Here is a 16,196-nt window from a genome sequence, read left to right as displayed (position 1 = left end):
TTAACACTCATGGAAGCTACAAAAGGTTCAAGAGCTAGAAGTATATTTTCACAAAACGCGATCTGGATCGTTCTGATCCTTCTCATCGCTGCCATTACAATTATGGACACGAACTTCCTGTCCATTACGACATTCCGGGATATGCTCGTCCAATCGTCGACACGTCTTATCATCGCTTTAGGCGCAGCGTTTATCCTGATTACGGCGGGAACGGACTTGTCGGCCGGCCGCGTAGTAGGTTTGACGGCGGTTGTATCCGCATCGATGCTGCAAAGCGCGGATTACGCGAACAAGTTTTTCCCGAACCTGCCGCATCTGCCTTTGATTCTTCCGATCCTGATTGCGGTCGTTGTAGGTCTCATTGTCGGCTTGATCAACGGTATAATCGTATCGAAATTTAACGTTCCGCCATTTATCGCAACGCTGGGTACAATGGTTGCCGTATACGGCGCGAACTCCCTGTATTTCGATATGCCGCCTAACCAATCGCAGCCTATCGGCGGTCTTCGCAAAGATTTCAGCGAGCTTGGCACGGGTTCGATCGGCAGCGGTGACTGGTCTCTGCCTTACATCGTATTGATTGCGATCTTCGTAGCGTTTATCGTATGGGTTGTTTTCAACAAGACGACTCTCGGCAAAAACATGTACGCGATTGGCGGCAACATCCAAGCCGCTCACGTATCCGGTATTAATGTAGCGAAATGTCTCATGTGGATCTATGGTATTGCCGGCGCTCTGTACGGTCTGGCAGGCGTTCTGGAAGCAGCGCGTACCGGCGGCGCGACAAACAACTACGGTAACATGTACGAGCTTGATGCGATCGCGGCCTGCGTAGTCGGCGGCGTATCCACAACAGGCGGCGTTGGTCGCGTGAAAGGCGTTATCGCAGGCGTATTGATCTTTACGGTAATCAACTACGGTCTGACTTACATCGGCGTGAGCCCTTACTGGCAGCTGATCATCAAAGGCGCGATCATCGTTGTAGCCGTAGCATTCGACATCCGTAAATATGTAGCGAAAAAATAAGAAATAAGCAAAAATAAAACCCGCGGAAGGGCGCTTGATGAAAGCGAATCTTCCAGCGGGTTTTTTGTTTTATTTATTTTCTACAAATTAACCGTTAATTCGACAAGCTCATGTCATATTATGGAGAGTTATGTCTGTATGAATGAGGTTATCTATTTGAAATGATCATTTTTATGTCATATTACCTAACATAATTCCATTTACTTCAAACAGACAGCTGTCTATAATGAAACTAATACACTTGGGAGAGGTGGTAGCATGCAGCTAACTGAACGCGAGAAGGAGAAGCTTCTAATTACCATTGCGGCCGATTTGGCCAGGAGACGTTTGAACCGGGGAGTTAAGCTGAATTATCCGGAAAGCGTGGCGCTTATTACCTCGGAGATTATGGAAGGCGCCCGTGACGGGAAGACCGTAGCGGAATTAATGGAATACGGAACAAAGGTTTTAAAGCGTGAAGACGTCATGACCGGAATTCCGGAAATGATTCACGAGGTCCAAGTGGAGGCGACCTTCCCGGACGGAACCAAGCTGGTTACGATTCACCACCCCATATCCAGCTAAGCTGGCGCGGCCAAGGAGGAAGCTTAAATGATACCGGGAGAATACAGGATTACGCCTGGCTCCATTGTTCTGAATGCCGGACGCCGGACGGTGAAATCGATCGTTGTGAATACGGGCGATCGCCCCGTTCAGGTAGGTTCTCATTTTCATTTTTTCGAAGTAAACCGGGCTTTATCGTTTGACCGCGAAGCGGCCTTTGGCATGAGGCTTCATATTCCTGCCGGTACGGCGATCCGGTTCGAGCCGGGGGAAGAAAAACCGGTTACGCTGGTTGAGCTTGGCGGTTCGAAGCTGTCCTACGGCTTAAACGGACTATCCCAAGGCATGGCGGAAGCCGGCAAGCTGCCGGAGGAAGTCCGCGCGCGTCTCAACGCATGGGAAGGAGAAGGCGGATGAGCGTCATTGACAGGCATAGATACGCGGCCATGTTTGGACCAACGACAGGGGATGCGGTACGGCTGGCGGATACCGAGCTATGGGCCGAAATCGAGAAGGATTATACCGTTTACGGCGATGAGTGCAAGTTTGGCGGCGGTAAGGTTATCCGTGACGGCATGGGACAATCAAGCGGCGCTCTTCGGGATGAAGGCGTGCTTGATACTCTTATTACGAATGCCGTTATTATCGATCATTGGGGAGTCGTGAAGGCTGATATCGGGATTAAAGACGGCTTTATTGTCGGGATTGGCAAAGCGGGCAATCCGGACATTATGGACGGGGTTACGCCCGGCATGATAGCTGGCGCAAGTACCGAGGTGATTGCGGGCGAAGGGAAGATCATTACGGCTGGCGGCATAGACGCGCATATTCATTTTATATGTCCCCAACAGATCGAGACGGCTCTCTCTTCCGGTGTCACTACGATGATAGGCGGCGGTACGGGACCGGCGACGGGAACAAACGCAACAACCGTTACCCCGGGCGCCTGGCATATGCGCAGAATGCTGGAAGCTGCGGAGCAGTTTCCGATGAATCTTGGTTTTACGGGCAAAGGGAATGCTTCGTTTACTGCTCCGTTAATCGAGCAGATTGAAGCGGGAGCGATTGGGCTGAAGCTGCATGAAGACTGGGGGACCACTCCGGCGGCCATTGATGCGTGCCTCAAGGCAGCCGATCAATACGACATTCAGGTTGCGATTCATACGGATACGCTGAACGAAGCGGGATTCGTGGAGGATACGCTTAGGGCGATTGGCGGCCGCACGATTCATACATACCACACGGAAGGCGCGGGCGGCGGTCATGCTCCCGATATTATCGTAGCGGCAGGGGAATTGAATGTACTGCCTTCCTCCACCAACCCGACAAGGCCTTTTACGATCAATACCATAGAAGAGCATCTGGATATGCTTATGGTCTGCCATCATCTGGACAGCCGTATACCGGAGGATGTGGCTTTCGCGGATTCCCGGATCCGGCCGGAGACGATAGCGGCGGAAGATATTCTTCATGATATCGGCGTCTTCAGCATGATCAGCTCGGATTCCCAGGCTATGGGGAGAGTTGGCGAGGTCATTATACGGACTTGGCAGACGGCGGATAAAATGAAGCGGCAGCGCGGGCCGCTGTCGCCCGATACCGTAAGCGATAACTTTCGCATCAAGCGTTACGTGGCGAAATATACGATCAACCCGGCCATCACGCATGGCATTTCGCATTTGGTTGGCTCGGTCGAAGTCGGCAAATTCGCGGATCTGGTGCTCTGGCAGCCAATGTTTTTTGGCGTGAAGCCTGATTTGGTGCTGAAGGGCGGCAGTATTGCCTACGCTCAAATGGGTGATCCCAATGCGTCCATTCCAACCCCTCAGCCTGTGTTTGGCCGTCCGATGTTCGCTTCCTTCGGCAAGGCCGTATACGGCAGCTCGATTACGTTTGTCTCGCAGGCGGCGTTTGACAACGGCATTGAACAGAAGCTTGGTCTACAGAAACGGATCGAACCGGTAAAGGGCTGTCGGTCCGTTACGAAGAAGGACATGATTCATAACGACGCAACGCCTTTGATCGAGGTTGATCCCGAGACCTACAGGGTAACGGTGGATGGGGAGCTTGTGACCTGCGAGCCGGCGAAGTCGCTGCCGATGGCTCAGCGTTACTTTTTATTCTAAGGAAGGGCGGTTAGCTGATGGGTTATTCCGCGGCTTGGCTCGCCATGCAGCAGCTGTTGGACTCTGCTCTGCCGATCGGCGGGTTTTCCCACTCGTTTGGTCTCGAGACGATGGTGCAGGAAGGGCGGATCGTTCATAGCTCGCAGCTATATGAATATGCTTCGGTTATGATGCGGCAAAGCTGGGCAACCTCGGATGCGATGATCATCCGGGCCGTATACAGGGATGCTCCTCATGACGATTGGAACCGGTTGTTTGCCGTCGAGCGGCTTGTGCATGTGCAGCGGATTGCGGTAGAGACGAGAGTTGGCATGGAGAAGATGGGCCGCCGTCTGCTGCAGCTTGCCGCTGCCATTCATCCTCAGCTTGATTGGTCGTTATTCAATGAAGCTTTGCGGCATAAGAAATGTCAGGCTACCCATCCGCTTGTACACGGTTATATCTGCTGGCGGCTTGGCGTAGAGGAAGAACGGGCTATTCAAGGCTATTTGTACACTTGCGTGGTTACATGCGTGAACAGCGCCCTAAGGCTTATGTCCATCGGGCAGACCGAGGGGCAATCGCTTATCGCAAGGTTGTCGTTAGGAATAGACGAAGCAACGGAGCTGGCCATGTCGATTCAACCCGAGGAGGCGTATTCGAATATGCCGATGGCAGAGCTTGCCATGATCCGGCATGAGGGTTTGTATTCGCGTTTATTTATGTCATAACCATAATGAGAAAGCGGGGAATTGCAATGTGCCAAGGTCAAGGTCATACGCATAAAGAATGGGAGAAGCCGGTTATCGATGGATCGCGTCCGGTTCGGATCGGAATCGGAGGTCCGGTTGGTTCGGGCAAAACCGCGCTGGTGGAGCGGCTGTCGAGGGAGCTTTGCGAGAAATACAGCTTGGCCGTTATTACGAATGATATTTACACCAAGGAAGACGCGAGGATTCTCGTAAATACGGGAGTGCTTCCCGAGGAACGGATTCTAGGAGTAGAGACGGGCGGCTGTCCGCATACGGCTATCCGGGAGGATGCGTCGATGAACTTCGAAGCCATTGAAGAGCTGCAGAGCAGATTCGAGAAGCTGGACCTGATCTTTATCGAGAGCGGCGGCGACAATCTGGCAGCTGCCTTTAGCCCGGAGCTGGTGGATCTCTTCATCTATATTATCGACGTTGCCCAAGGGGAAAAAATTCCGCGCAAAGGCGGCCCTGGCATTATGCGTTCGGATCTGCTTGTGATTAACAAGATCGACCTTGCCCCGTATGTCGGTGCAAGCCTGGAAGTGATGGATGCGGATTCGAAGCGGATGCGGGGCGATCGTCCGTTTGTCTTTTCCAACATGTTTGGCGGCGATGGGGTAGCCGAAATCGTTGGCTGGCTGGAGCATGAGCTTGCGCATGCGCGGGGTGAAGCGCACACCCATATCGTGCAGCTCGGCTCCATGCCTCATAAGCATTAGGAATGGCTGCAGATCTACGGGAAGAGCGCGCGGTACGGAACTCTGTGCTGCGCGCTTCCTTTCATTTTACGGAAGGCGCGACACGGCTCTCGGATAAGTATCATACCTCGCCCATTAAGATCGCCAAGAGTTTTCCGCTTCAAGAGCAGTTGGCTGTAATCGTTATGGATTCTTCTCCCGGTCTGCTGGCCGGGGACCGGTACGAAATGGAATGGCAGGCGCATGGCTTCTCGCATGCTTATATCACGACCCAGTCTTATATGAAGGTTCATCCCAGTCCGCTTGACGGCGGGGCGGTGGGGTCCTCGATTTGTCAGACCTTCAGGCTTGGTCCAGAAGCGGTCATTGAACATATGCCGGAGCCGGTTATGCTGTTTAAGGACGCCAGGCTGCGCAGCGAAACCAATGTCTATTTGGAATCCGGAGCCGTGTGGATGCAGGCGGATATTCTTTGTCCGGGACGTACGCTGCGCCAAGAGAAGTTCCAATACGGAGAATTTCGGAACAGCTTGTCCGTTTATTGCAAGGATGAGCTGATATTCGCCCAGCGGCAACGGATCGTGCCTAGCGAACATAAGCTTGCGGCTCCCGGCTGTTGGGAGGAAATGACGCATATGGCGACCTTTTGCCTGTTTTCAGATCGATTAACGGCTTCGCAGATTGCGTCCATGAAAGAGCTTATTCAGGAACTGCCAGAATACGGCTCGCATCCGGTTGTGATTGGACTGTCCGACACGCACCGTTACGGTCTTGTCGCTGCAGCTGCGTCCACCGCGGCATGGCCGCTGCAAGAGGCTATGCGCTTTCTCTGGCAAGGCGCAAGGAAGATCGTACTCAGCAAAGAATCGGTTGGTTTGCTTAATTCTTAGGGCTGGACTTGGCTATGCGTTCAAAACACGGTATATTTATAGATATGAATGTATTAGCGAGGGTGGATGGATGAATCTGGATCAGGAGAAGCTTCTTAAACTAAGAGAGATGGATGACGTTTTCCGCAAGCTGCGCAGGCTGATTAACGCGGAATATAACCGGTTTAATGTTCACGGCCTTGGGATGACGGAAGGCAAGATGGTTATTATTCTTGCGCAGCATGGACCCCAGAAGGCATCTGCCATGGCAGAATGGCTTCGTATTACAAGCGGCGCCGTAACGGGAATTTCGGATCGCCTGATCGACCTGGGCTACGTGGAGCGTTCGCGGAGCGAGTACGACCGTCGTATCGTTATGCTAAGCGTAACCGACGAAGGCCGCAAGCTGGTGGATCATGTCATGGAAATGCGCGAGCGTATTATGCTTAAACTGTATGACGGCTTCGAGCTTGACGATATTGATAAAGCAACGGATATCTTCATCCGGATGGCAGCGAATCTGGATCCGAAGAGCGAAACATCGGAAGCATAAATGATCATAAAAGGACTGTCCCACAGCCAGATGGCTATGGGACAGTCCTTATTTTTACTATAGGATTATAGGGATTCGCCGTTCAGATAATTATAGAATGGTTTGTCGACCCAAATCGGATAGGATTGGATGTCGAGGCCAGTGCCTAGTTTTTTGAATCCTTCCGCAATAGCGGCGGACGGCTCGTTTAACGAGAAGGATTGCGCGTAATAGTGGCCGGCTCCTGTAATTTTGTTGTTTGTGATTTGGATATAGTCATCCAGCTTGGTTGCGGAATAGTAGAGCGGCTGCCACCATGAGCTGGCGATAAGGCCGGTCTGGTCCTCGCTGTTTTTCTTTGCGTACTGCAGAATAACCGGCTGGAAGCGGGCTTTGTCCGCGGCATTCGCGAATTCGAATTTCAGATCGTATTCTTTGGCGTAAGCGATGTAATTGCCGTTCTCGATTTGGACGACCTTATAGTTCTCCGTTTGAACGGGCTCGCCCCACTCCTTCAAATAAATGAATGCGGAAGTTTTAGGCTCGAATTGTATTTTGGCGCGGATTCCTTCGCTGCGGAGCAAGCCGATCAGCTGAACCGCATGCTTCAGGTTATCGTGGCCGTATGTAAGAGTGAGCGAATCGACGAAGTTGGCGTCGAAACGGTTATCCTTCAGATTGTAGCCGGTAACGAGATTTTGCTTAAGGGCCGTATCCACTACCGTTTGGAGCTCAGGCGACTGAATGATATCGGAGGTGTTGTAGGCATCCGCCAGCTTGCCGTAGATATCGGCATCGGAAGTATAACCGATATAATGCTTATACTCTCCTTTAATGGAAAGAATCTGTACGAGAAGGGCTTCCGCCAGATCAGCCGATGCGGCTTTTCCTTTCACTTCTTTATAGAAGGAGGAAGGAAGCAGTCCGCTATGCACGGCAGCCGCAAGCTCTTGCGCGGCGGACAGGCTAAGTCCTGCAGGCGAGTAGCCGATTTGCTTCAGCGCGTCGGTTGTTTTGCTTTGCGGGTAAGAATGGGCAAGCTCGGCCAGGCCGGCTGCTTTTACGGCGATATAAAGAGCGCTGGTTGCTTGGAGCGGCTTATCAGCCTCGATTTTTAGAGAAGTGATAATGCCCTGCTCATATAATGCCGCTGCGGATGAATAATAAGGACTGTCGGCTCCAAGATCGCTGAAGACCGGTTGGGATTTGGCAACCCCGAGATGAAGCACCTTGGCTATCTGCTGAAGGAATTGTCCCTTAGTAACCGTTCCTTGCTGGAAAGCAATGCCGAATTTCTCTTGCAAGAACTGCTCGTATTCTGTTATAGATGTAGTAGAAGATTGCAAGACTGTTGGCGTTGCCGCAGCTTGGGCTGCGGAAAGGGGCAGGGCGGCAGAGAAAAGAAGGGATAATGCCAGCGATCCGGAAAGGATCCATTTGTTCCGTACATTCATCATTCAAAACCTCCATTAAAATAAATAGAATAAATTAATTTGATTAATCCACTCGGAATTGTATGGAAATATTATCATTGTTACAAATTGGTGTCAATAGCCGAAAGGCGCAAGTCACGGTTTGCATGCTATAGTAGAATGGAAATACATAAGCTTAGGCTTACGAAGCAAGTATCATCGCGAACGGCCTACTCTCAGCTGTTAGGGTGATCATTCTTTTCAGGAGGCTAACAACATGAACACAAGCAAGAAAGCGGAACGTTTGAAGAAAGCTCCTTCACTCAAGGCGAATGTCGCTCCCGAGCTGGCTCATCGCGTGCCGCCCGGTCAGACAACGACGGACCGCTTCCCGATCCTGCATGAAGGGGAAGTGCCGGAGTACGATATGTCCACATGGACCTTGCGCGTATTTGGCGAAGTGGAAGAGGAAAAGGTGTTTACATACGAGCAATTGATGGCTCTTCCTCAGATAAAGCAGATGAACGATATTCATTGCGTTACCCGTTGGTCGAAGCTGGATACCGAATGGGAAGGCGTCCGATTCACGGATCTGATGAAGCTGGTTCAAGTGAACCCGGAAGCCAAATACGTCATGATCCACGCCGATCAGGACTACGAGACGAATCTTCCGCTTGAGGATCTGCTGCACGACAACATCCTGCTGGCGCACAGCTTCGACGGTGAACAGCTGACAGCCAAGCATGGCTGGCCGCTGCGGCTGCTTGTTCCGCATCTGTATTTCTGGAAGAGCGCCAAGTGGATCAGGGGGATTGAATTCATGAAGGAAGACCGTCCGGGCTTCTGGGAAAGAAACGGCTTCCATAATTATGCCGATCCGTTCCGCGAGCAGCGTTTCTCCGGCGAAGATCTTGGCTTGCCGGAAGACGAATGGCATCACAAGGATTTCGATTAATTGGCATATAGCCGGATAACTAGAGATATGGTATAGTACGTAGGTACATTCGAATAAATGCTGGAGCGGAAGCTTCAGGAGAGGTTCGCGAACTCCCTCTATAAAAAACTAAGAACTGGAATCTATTCTGATTCCATTTTTTTCGTTTTGAGACATGTGTACAGGGTTTTGTTCGAAGGGTCTCTCCCTCATTTAAGGGAGGAGAAGGAAGATGAAAAAAGGAAAAGCGGTAGTCGTATTCAGCGGCGGGCAAGACAGCACAACCTGTCTGTTCTGGGCGCTGGAACGCTACGAAGAGGTAGAAGCGGTCACCTTCAACTACGGGCAGCGTCATGCGCTCGAGCTGGAATGCGCCGCGCAGATTGCCGAAGAGCTAGGGGTAAGGCATCATGTGCTTGACATGTCGCTGCTAGGTCAGCTGACACCTAACGCTCTGACCCGCTCGGATATCGAGATCGAGCATCAGGAAGGCGGCTTGCCGACTACGTTTGTAGACGGCCGGAATTTATTGTTCCTGTCCTTTGCGGCGGTGCTTGCGAAGCAGATCGGAGCAAGAGCGATCGTAACCGGCGTATGCGAGACGGATTTCAGCGGTTATCCGGATTGCCGGGATATTTTTATCAAATCGCTTAATGTAACGCTTAATTTGTCGATGGACTACCCGTTTGTGATCGAGACGCCTCTGATGTGGCTGGATAAAGCCGAGACATGGGAGCTGGCTGACCAGCTTGGCGCTTTTGAATATGTACGGACCAAGACATTAACCTGCTATAACGGCGTAATTGCGGATGGATGCGGAGAATGCCCGGCCTGCAAGCTGCGGAGCCAGGGGCTGAACCGTTACTTAGCCTCCAAAGAGGAGGGGAAAACGGAATGATTCAGCAAATTTATCCAAGCGTCCAGCATTCCTTTCAATATGAATTAAACAAAGACATGCAGTTTGCCGCAGCGCATTCCATTCCTGCCGAGGAAGCGGGACATTGCGCGCGCGTGCACGGGCATACGTATTTCGCTAACGTGACGATTGCCGGCGATGAGCTGGATTCGTCCGGATTTCTGGTGAATTTCGCAGCGGTGAAGAAGCTTATTCATAACCGCTTTGACCATACGTATTTGAATGATCATACAGACGTATTCGACAACAACGACCCGAACCGTTTTCCAACCACTGAGGTTGTCGCCCGAACGATTTACGAGATTGTCCAAGCTTTTCTCGACGAAACGCCGAATAAGGCGACCTGCGTACAGGTTTTCCTGAGAGAGACGCCGACAAGCTACTGCATCTATCGGCCGAAGAAGGCGACAAGCCATGGCTGAGAAACGTATTCCGGTCATGGAAATATTCGGGCCAACCGTGCAGGGCGAAGGAATGGTTATCGGGCAAAAGACGATGTTCGTCCGAACGGCAGGCTGCGATTACTCCTGCTCGTGGTGCGATTCCGCATTTACATGGGACGGAACGGGGAAAGACGATATCCGCATGCTGACAGCAGGCGAGATTGTAGGCGAGCTCCGGGAGCTCGGAGGGAATACCTTCTCCCATGTGACATTGTCGGGCGGCAATCCGGCCTTGCTGAAAAATGCGGATGAGCTGGTGGATGCCCTTCATCGCGACGGCGTTCGCGTTGCGGTAGAGACGCAAGGCAGCCGTTGGCAGGATTGGCTGCTTGCTATTGATGAGCTGACACTGTCGCCGAAGCCGCCAAGCTCCGGCATGACGACGAATTGGGAAGTACTTGATGAGATCGTTGCGAAGCTCGCAGGCGGCCGTAATCCTTTCAGCTTGAAGGTTGTTGTATTTGATGAACAGGATTTGGCTTATGCCGCCAAGGTGCATAACCGTTACCCGGACGTCACTTTTTTTGTGCAGACGGGCAATGACGATCTGATCGAAGGAGATAACGGGAAGCTGGCGGCCAAGCTGATTGAACGTTACGAATGGCTTATTGACCAAGTTATGAAACGCGAAGATATGACGAACGTGAGAGTGCTTCCGCAGCTTCATGCCCTGGTTTGGGGCAACAAACGCGGTGTTTAGGAAGAAAGGAGACAATTCAATGTCTGGAAGAAACGAAGAGGAATTGCAAGGAATCAGCCTGCTGGGCAATCAGGGAACACGTTATCCGATGGAATATTCGCCCGCGGTGCTGGAGGCTTTCGATAATAAACATCCTTACCGGGATTATTTCGTTAAGTTTAACTGTCCGGAATTCACGAGCCTGTGCCCAATGACGGGCCAGCCGGATTTCGCGACGATTTATATTTCCTATATTCCCGATGTAAAAATGGTCGAGAGCAAGTCGCTCAAGCTGTATCTGTTCAGCTTCCGCAACCATGGCGATTTCCATGAGGACTGCATGAACATTATTATGAACGACCTGATCGAGCTGATGCAGCCTCGTTATATCGAGGTATGGGGCAAGTTCACGCCGCGCGGCGGCATTTCGATCGATCCGTATTGCAACTATGGCAAGCCGGGCACCAAATATGAGCAAATGGCCGAGCAAAGGCTGTTTAATCATGATATGTATCCGGAGAAGGTAGATAATCGATAATCGTTGGCTAGTTGGGAGGGGATGGGTATCTCATGAGGAGATGTATCTCCTTCCGGCCCACCGAAACAGGATGCTTATTATGAGGTAGTGCAGCAGAAAGGACCACGGATTAACTTCCGTGGTCCTTCTTTTTTGTTCCCCTCCATAACCGAGTGAGGGAGCATTTTGAATGATTCTGGAGAAACGGTAGTGTGTTCGCCTTTGCCCCCGAATTTCAACCGCTAAAGCGGATTGGAATGAAGAAATTCGGGGGCAACAGCGATCGGAAGAACATTCAAATGCGCAGGAACCGCTGGTTACTTTCTCTAGCTATTCTTCCTCCTCGTCAATAAGTACGATATCGAGGATTGTGGTCTGGCCGTCGAGGATCGTTGGCATGCGTACCGCGGTTTGCTTGCCCGGGAAGGAAAATTCCGCTGTTGGCATGCCTGCCGCAATATTGGAGAAGGCGTATTGACCGCTGCTGTTACTGATGATTTGCCGGATCAATTCACGGTTGGCCGTATTAATCTCGGCGAGCGCCAAATCCAGCGGGTTGCCCGAAGTATCTCTGATCGTGCCGCGAAGCGTTCCGAATGCTGCGCTTAGTGTAAGGTCTGCTCTTGAAATAGTGGTTGCATTAGTCGTCAGTGAAGTTGCTGCAGAGCCGAACGAAGGCGCAGTTCCCGTAACGTTGTACGTGCCTGGCGGAACAGGGTTTGTCGTGTAAGAACCATTAAGATCGGTAATGGCGGTTTGAACCGATATTTTCGTCGAAGCATCCAATACATGAACAACGGAACCTGGTATTGGAGCGGCATCGACATTGCTCGTGACGATACCCGTTATAGGGAAAGATTGGCCAACTGCCGATATGGCAACGTTAGCGGTTTGCGTCTGGCCGAGCTGCCCCGGAATGGCCGTTGTTGACGTACCCGCGGATGGCTGGCTTACCACAATGGTCTGCTCGCCGGCCGGAATGCTAGGCACAACGTATTCGCCGTTGCTGTCAGTTATTCCGTTGCCCCCGGTTACGCCGTTGTTATCGACGATGGTGACGGAGGTGTTCGGGAGCGGCTGGCGTCCCGGACCGGTAGTTACCGTACCGCCGACTCCGGTTTTTATTTGAACAAGCGCAAAAGTGACGATCGTTGTCTCCCCCCGGTTAACAAGGGTAGAAGATTGCTGGGTCGTAAATCCTTGCAGCGAAGCAGTTAAGGCGTAATTGCTGGCGGCTACTTCGCCAAGATCGAATTGACCGTTATTGTCGGTTAACAACGTAGAAAGAGGCGGCCCGAAGTTGTTGTATTGAAGCAATTGGACCGTAACGCCGGCTAGCGGTGCACCGGTTTGCTTATTTATCGCGCTGCCTATTAACCGTCCAGGCAATGGTTGCAGGGCAAAGCTGTAGCGGGTAGTCTCGCCTGAAGCTATAGTAAATCCGCCAAACTCGGCAGCGTATCCGGGTGCATTGGCGATTGCTTTATAGCTGCCCGGAGCTAATGCCGGGAATGCGTATTCTCCGCCGTTATCGCTAAGAACGGTACCGACCACTGCGCCTGTAGAAGCGTCGGTTATCCGGATTTCAGCTCCCGATACGTTGGCTCCATTGGTCAGATCGCTGACAAAGCCTGCGACTGCGCCCGGAAGCGGGGTAAGCTGCAGACCCGTAACGGAAGTTTGGCCGCTTCGCGTGACAACGGCCGATACTCCGGTCCCGAAGCCGGATGCCACAGCCGAGATGACAAAGTTGCCAGCAGGGACGCCCGAAATCGTGAAGCTGCCCGTATCATCGGTAAAGACCGTATCAACGGGCAGTCCGTCAATATCGGTAAGAATGATAAGGCCGCCGCTAATTGGAGCTGAGGTGGCGCTATTTTTAACCGTCCCGATTACTGTCGCGGTCTGCGGTGTTAGTTGAATCTGTACGGAGGTTGTAGTACCTGCTCTAACCGTAAGGCCGATGGTTTCCGTCTCGAAGAAAGGAGAAGATACCGAAAGGACATATTCACCCGCCGATACGCCGTTAATGAGAAAGGTTCCGTCTACCTCGACGAATATAGTCTCAATCAAGGTGCCGTCTTTGGAGTAGAGCTTTATTCTTGTGTCGTTTGCTCCGATTGGATGGCCTGCCGTATCGGTTACCGTACCGCTAACTGCGCCGAATAATGGACTTAATGCCAAGTTTGCCAAAGAGAATCCGTTGCTTTCGACGGATGTTCCGAGTACGCCGGTTGCATAATTATTGGCTTTGGCAATAACGGTATACGAACCGGGCTGCAGGCCGCTTATTTGGAAATTACCGAATGGCGTTGTGGTTGCGGAGGCAATCGAGAGGCCGGTAGCCTCGCCAAGCCGGATTTCGACGCTCGCGCCAGGTATTACTAATCCTGTTGACTGATCGGTGATTTGTCCGCTAAGTGTGCCCGGGTCCGGCTTAAGCACGAAGTTAACTCCGTTTACGATTTCGCCGGGGTCCACAAATGCGCCTTGTACCTGGGTGCTGAAGTTTGGAGCGGATGCAATGACTGTTTTAGTCCCAGCAGGTATTGCATCAATGACATAGCTGCCGTCTCCTTGCGTCGGACCGATTCCGCGTACGGATTCATTGCTGTTCAGTACTTTCACGACAGCTGTCGGAATCGGATTGCCCGCAGGATCAATGACAGTGCCGGATATTTGACCGGGGTTAGGCGAGAGATTAATCGTTACATGGGTCGTCTGTCCGCTAAGAATGGAAGCTCCTGCAGCTTGAGAGGAGTAGCCCATGGCAATCGCCGTCACATAATATGAGCCTATTTTTTCCCCGATAAAAGTAAAGGTCCCGTCTGGCCGTGTAAAGACGGAAGATATAAGAATGTTATTGTTGTTGAACAATTGAACGACTGCGCCGCCTATGGCCGGCGAGACTTCTCCTGCCAAGGTGCCGGGATTTGGTTGAAGGGTAAAATTGATTGGTGAAATGGAGTTGGAATGAACGATGCCTCCCAGCACTTCTCCCTCGTAATTCAGAGCGTGAACGGCTACCGTGTAGCTGCCCGGAGGCAGGCCGTCGAATTGGTATCCGCTTTTTGTATCCGCAATTAATGAAGCAACGAGAAAGTTATTGCTGTCAGTGAGGGTTACGGCTACGCCTAATATGGTTGAGCCGGTGACCGCATCCGTAATTTGTCCGGCGATGCTTCCCGGATCCGGGTAAAGAACCAACTGGACATTGGCAGTCTGATCCGACGTAACGCCCAGAGTAGCGGATGCCGTTTGGAAATCGGCGGCAGATGCCAGAATGGTATAAATGCTTGGAGTAAGGGTGCTGACCAGGAAATGTCCGTCCGAATCGGAGAAAATAGTAGCGATAACAACGCCTGTTCCTGACAGCATCTTGATCGCGACAGCCGCTCCTGCTACAGGCACTCCGTTTGAATCAACAACGGTTCCCATAACGGAGCCGGGGTTTGGCTCAAGCACGAAGTTGAGAACCGAGCGGGTGTCCGCTACAACGGCAACGCTTTGGAAAGTGCTTTGATAAGGGGTGGCAGCCGCAGTTACGAGATATTGCAATGGCAGCAAATTTTCGATCAGATAAGTGCCGTCCGTTTGGGTCACAAACCGGGTAAGAAGCAAGCCGCCTCCAGCAACGTTGACATTAAGCGAGATGATTGCGCCGGCAATAGGATTGCCCGCAGAGTCTGTTACCGTACCCGTAAGCGAACCCTGAATAGGGAATAGAATAAAATTTTCGGTGGTCGTCTGGCCTGGATTGACCGTTACGCTAAAGGATTGACCGCCGTACCCGTCAGCCCTAATGGTGACAAAATAAACGCCGGGAGCCAAATTCCCGATATCATAAGACCCGTCTTCCAGAGTGGCTACTCTGACCACGATAATATTATTTAAAAAGACCCGGATAATCGCGTCTTGAACGGGTGCCCCCGTTACCGAATCCGTAACCCGTCCGCTGATTGCGCCGGCAAGCTGCTCAAGCCCGACATTAAGCGTTGTTGTAGATGCGGCTTTTATCATGGCGCCAATCGTCTGGCCGGCATAACCTTCCTCGGCGATGACTATGGAATAGGAGCCTGGCGCAAGCGAAGGAATCGTATAGCTTCCGTCTGCAGCCGTGGAAGTGGTTTGAAGCGTGATGCCTTCCGAGGTAAAGACCCGGATGCTTGTTCCTGCTAGCGGTGCCCCCGTTACGGCATCTGTAATGATACCGGACAGTGCTCCAGCGACGGGTGATAACGCGGCGTTAACGGTTTTGGTTTGTCCTGCGGCTATAGAAAAACCGATAACTTGCGCCACGAAAGTATCGGCGGATAATCGAAGCCTGTCATTTGTCGCGGGAGACAGCGAGGCAATCGTATAACTGCCCGCAGCATCGGTGGTAGCGGAGGCTAATATGCTGTTGCGATTATCGAGAGCTTCAACCAGCACGCCGGGTAATGGTGTTCCTGTCTGTGCGTTTGTGACTGCTCCGGTGATCGTTCCCGGATTCGGCGCTAACGCGGCATTTAATATCCGGTTCTCAGCAACCGATAAGGTAACGGGAAAGTCTTGTGCCTGATATTGATTGGCGGAAAAGCTAACCCGGTAGTACCCGGGAGTCAATCCGTTTACGACGTAAGAACCAGCGGCGTTCGTAATAGTCTGGGTTGTCAGCACGCCAATCGAATCCGTAACACTCACAACCGCGCCGGCAATTGGACCGCCGGTGCCCGAAGCCGTTATCGTACCTTGGACGACAGCCGGAATCGGTACAAGAGTGATGTTTAC

The 16,196-nt window shown here is 51.9% G+C and carries 15 protein-coding genes and 1 riboswitch (1 of these 16 running past the window's edge); of the genes, 13 read left to right on the top strand and 2 right to left on the bottom strand.

The window, feature by feature from the left end:
* Nucleotides 1–9: 9 nt before the first annotated feature.
* The 8 genes from mglC to ACR9FF_RS21175 all read left to right on the top strand — a co-directional run bounded on the left by mglC (nucleotide 10) and on the right by ACR9FF_RS21175 (nucleotide 6,546).
* Nucleotides 10–1,026, top strand: coding sequence for a galactose/methyl galactoside ABC transporter permease MglC (gene mglC / locus ACR9FF_RS21210; protein ID WP_127494442.1), 1,017 nt, complete (start codon nucleotides 10–12; stop codon nucleotides 1,024–1,026).
* Nucleotides 1,027–1,284: 258 nt separating this feature from the next.
* Nucleotides 1,285–1,590 carry an urease subunit gamma gene (locus ACR9FF_RS21205; RefSeq protein ID WP_127494440.1) on the top strand — a complete coding sequence of 102 codons (306 nt, stop codon included), beginning with the start codon at nucleotides 1,285–1,287 and terminating at the stop codon, nucleotides 1,588–1,590.
* Between the two features lie 27 nt (nucleotides 1,591–1,617).
* Nucleotides 1,618–1,986 (top strand): urease subunit beta, encoded by a 369-nt coding sequence (locus tag ACR9FF_RS21200; protein WP_435164500.1) that lies wholly within the window; start codon nucleotides 1,618–1,620, stop codon nucleotides 1,984–1,986.
* Nucleotides 1,983–3,695: an urease subunit alpha gene (gene ureC, locus ACR9FF_RS21195; protein WP_435164498.1), complete on the top strand. Its 1,713-nt coding sequence runs from the start codon at nucleotides 1,983–1,985 to the stop codon at nucleotides 3,693–3,695. The genes ACR9FF_RS21200 and ureC overlap by 4 nt, the downstream gene beginning before the upstream one ends.
* Nucleotides 3,696–3,712: 17 nt before the next feature.
* The gene (locus ACR9FF_RS21190) at nucleotides 3,713–4,405 is read left to right on the top strand and encodes an urease accessory protein UreF (protein WP_435164496.1); all 693 of its coding nucleotides are present in this window, start codon (nucleotides 3,713–3,715) and stop codon (nucleotides 4,403–4,405) included.
* 26 nt (nucleotides 4,406–4,431) lie between these two features.
* Entirely contained in the window at nucleotides 4,432–5,145 is a 714-nt protein-coding gene (gene ureG / locus ACR9FF_RS21185; RefSeq protein WP_127494432.1) for an urease accessory protein UreG, read from the top strand.
* 2 nt (nucleotides 5,146–5,147) lie between these two features.
* Nucleotides 5,148–6,014 (top strand): urease accessory protein UreD, encoded by an 867-nt coding sequence (locus ACR9FF_RS21180; protein WP_435164493.1) that lies wholly within the window; start codon nucleotides 5,148–5,150, stop codon nucleotides 6,012–6,014.
* Nucleotides 6,015–6,084: 70 nt separating this feature from the next.
* On the top strand, nucleotides 6,085–6,546 hold the full coding sequence (locus ACR9FF_RS21175) for a MarR family winged helix-turn-helix transcriptional regulator (RefSeq protein WP_201009000.1): 462 nt from the start codon (nucleotides 6,085–6,087) through the stop codon (nucleotides 6,544–6,546).
* A gap of 65 nt (nucleotides 6,547–6,611) precedes the next feature.
* Here ACR9FF_RS21175 and ACR9FF_RS21170 read toward each other — a convergent pair whose 3' ends face one another.
* On the bottom strand, nucleotides 6,612–7,982 hold the full coding sequence (locus ACR9FF_RS21170; RefSeq protein ID WP_435164491.1) for a hypothetical protein: 1,371 nt from the start codon (nucleotides 7,980–7,982) through the stop codon (nucleotides 6,612–6,614).
* A 232-nt stretch (nucleotides 7,983–8,214) separates the two neighbouring features.
* On the opposite strand from ACR9FF_RS21170, the gene ACR9FF_RS21165 reads away from it, so the two are divergent.
* The 5 genes from ACR9FF_RS21165 (at nucleotide 8,215) to queF (ending at nucleotide 11,447) form a co-directional block, all read left to right on the top strand.
* On the top strand, nucleotides 8,215–8,892 hold the full coding sequence (locus ACR9FF_RS21165; RefSeq protein WP_127494426.1) for a sulfite oxidase-like oxidoreductase: 678 nt from the start codon (nucleotides 8,215–8,217) through the stop codon (nucleotides 8,890–8,892).
* A 74-nt stretch (nucleotides 8,893–8,966) separates the two neighbouring features.
* Nucleotides 8,967–9,010: riboswitch (PreQ1 riboswitch) on the top strand.
* 93 nt (nucleotides 9,011–9,103) lie between these two features.
* Nucleotides 9,104–9,769 carry a 7-cyano-7-deazaguanine synthase QueC gene (gene queC / locus ACR9FF_RS21160; RefSeq protein WP_435164488.1) on the top strand — a complete coding sequence of 222 codons (666 nt, stop codon included), beginning with the start codon at nucleotides 9,104–9,106 and terminating at the stop codon, nucleotides 9,767–9,769.
* Nucleotides 9,766–10,209 (top strand): 6-carboxytetrahydropterin synthase QueD, encoded by a 444-nt coding sequence (gene queD, locus ACR9FF_RS21155; RefSeq protein ID WP_435164486.1) that lies wholly within the window; start codon nucleotides 9,766–9,768, stop codon nucleotides 10,207–10,209. Before queC ends, queD begins: the two co-directional genes overlap by 4 nt.
* On the top strand, nucleotides 10,202–10,930 hold the full coding sequence (gene queE, locus ACR9FF_RS21150; RefSeq protein WP_435164484.1) for a 7-carboxy-7-deazaguanine synthase QueE: 729 nt from the start codon (nucleotides 10,202–10,204) through the stop codon (nucleotides 10,928–10,930). Before queD ends, queE begins: the two co-directional genes overlap by 8 nt.
* A 19-nt stretch (nucleotides 10,931–10,949) precedes the next feature.
* Complete coding sequence (gene queF, locus ACR9FF_RS21145; protein ID WP_015845875.1) at nucleotides 10,950–11,447, top strand: preQ(1) synthase; 498 nt, start codon at nucleotides 10,950–10,952, stop codon at nucleotides 11,445–11,447.
* Nucleotides 11,448–11,756: 309 nt separating this feature from the next.
* On the opposite strand, the gene ACR9FF_RS21140 is transcribed toward queF, so the two are convergent.
* Nucleotides 11,757–16,196, bottom strand: partial view of a carboxypeptidase regulatory-like domain-containing protein gene (locus ACR9FF_RS21140; RefSeq protein WP_435164482.1) — the 3' portion only. It continues 1,287 nt past the right edge of the window; only the last 4,440 of its 5,727 coding nucleotides appear in the window; its start codon lies beyond the right edge, outside the window; its stop codon occupies nucleotides 11,757–11,759.

This window comes from Paenibacillus glycanilyticus (genome assembly GCF_051200795.1).
GTDB lineage: Bacteria > Bacillota > Bacilli > Paenibacillales > Paenibacillaceae > Pristimantibacillus > Pristimantibacillus glycanilyticus.
This window is presented reverse-complemented; position numbering and strand designations above follow the sequence as displayed.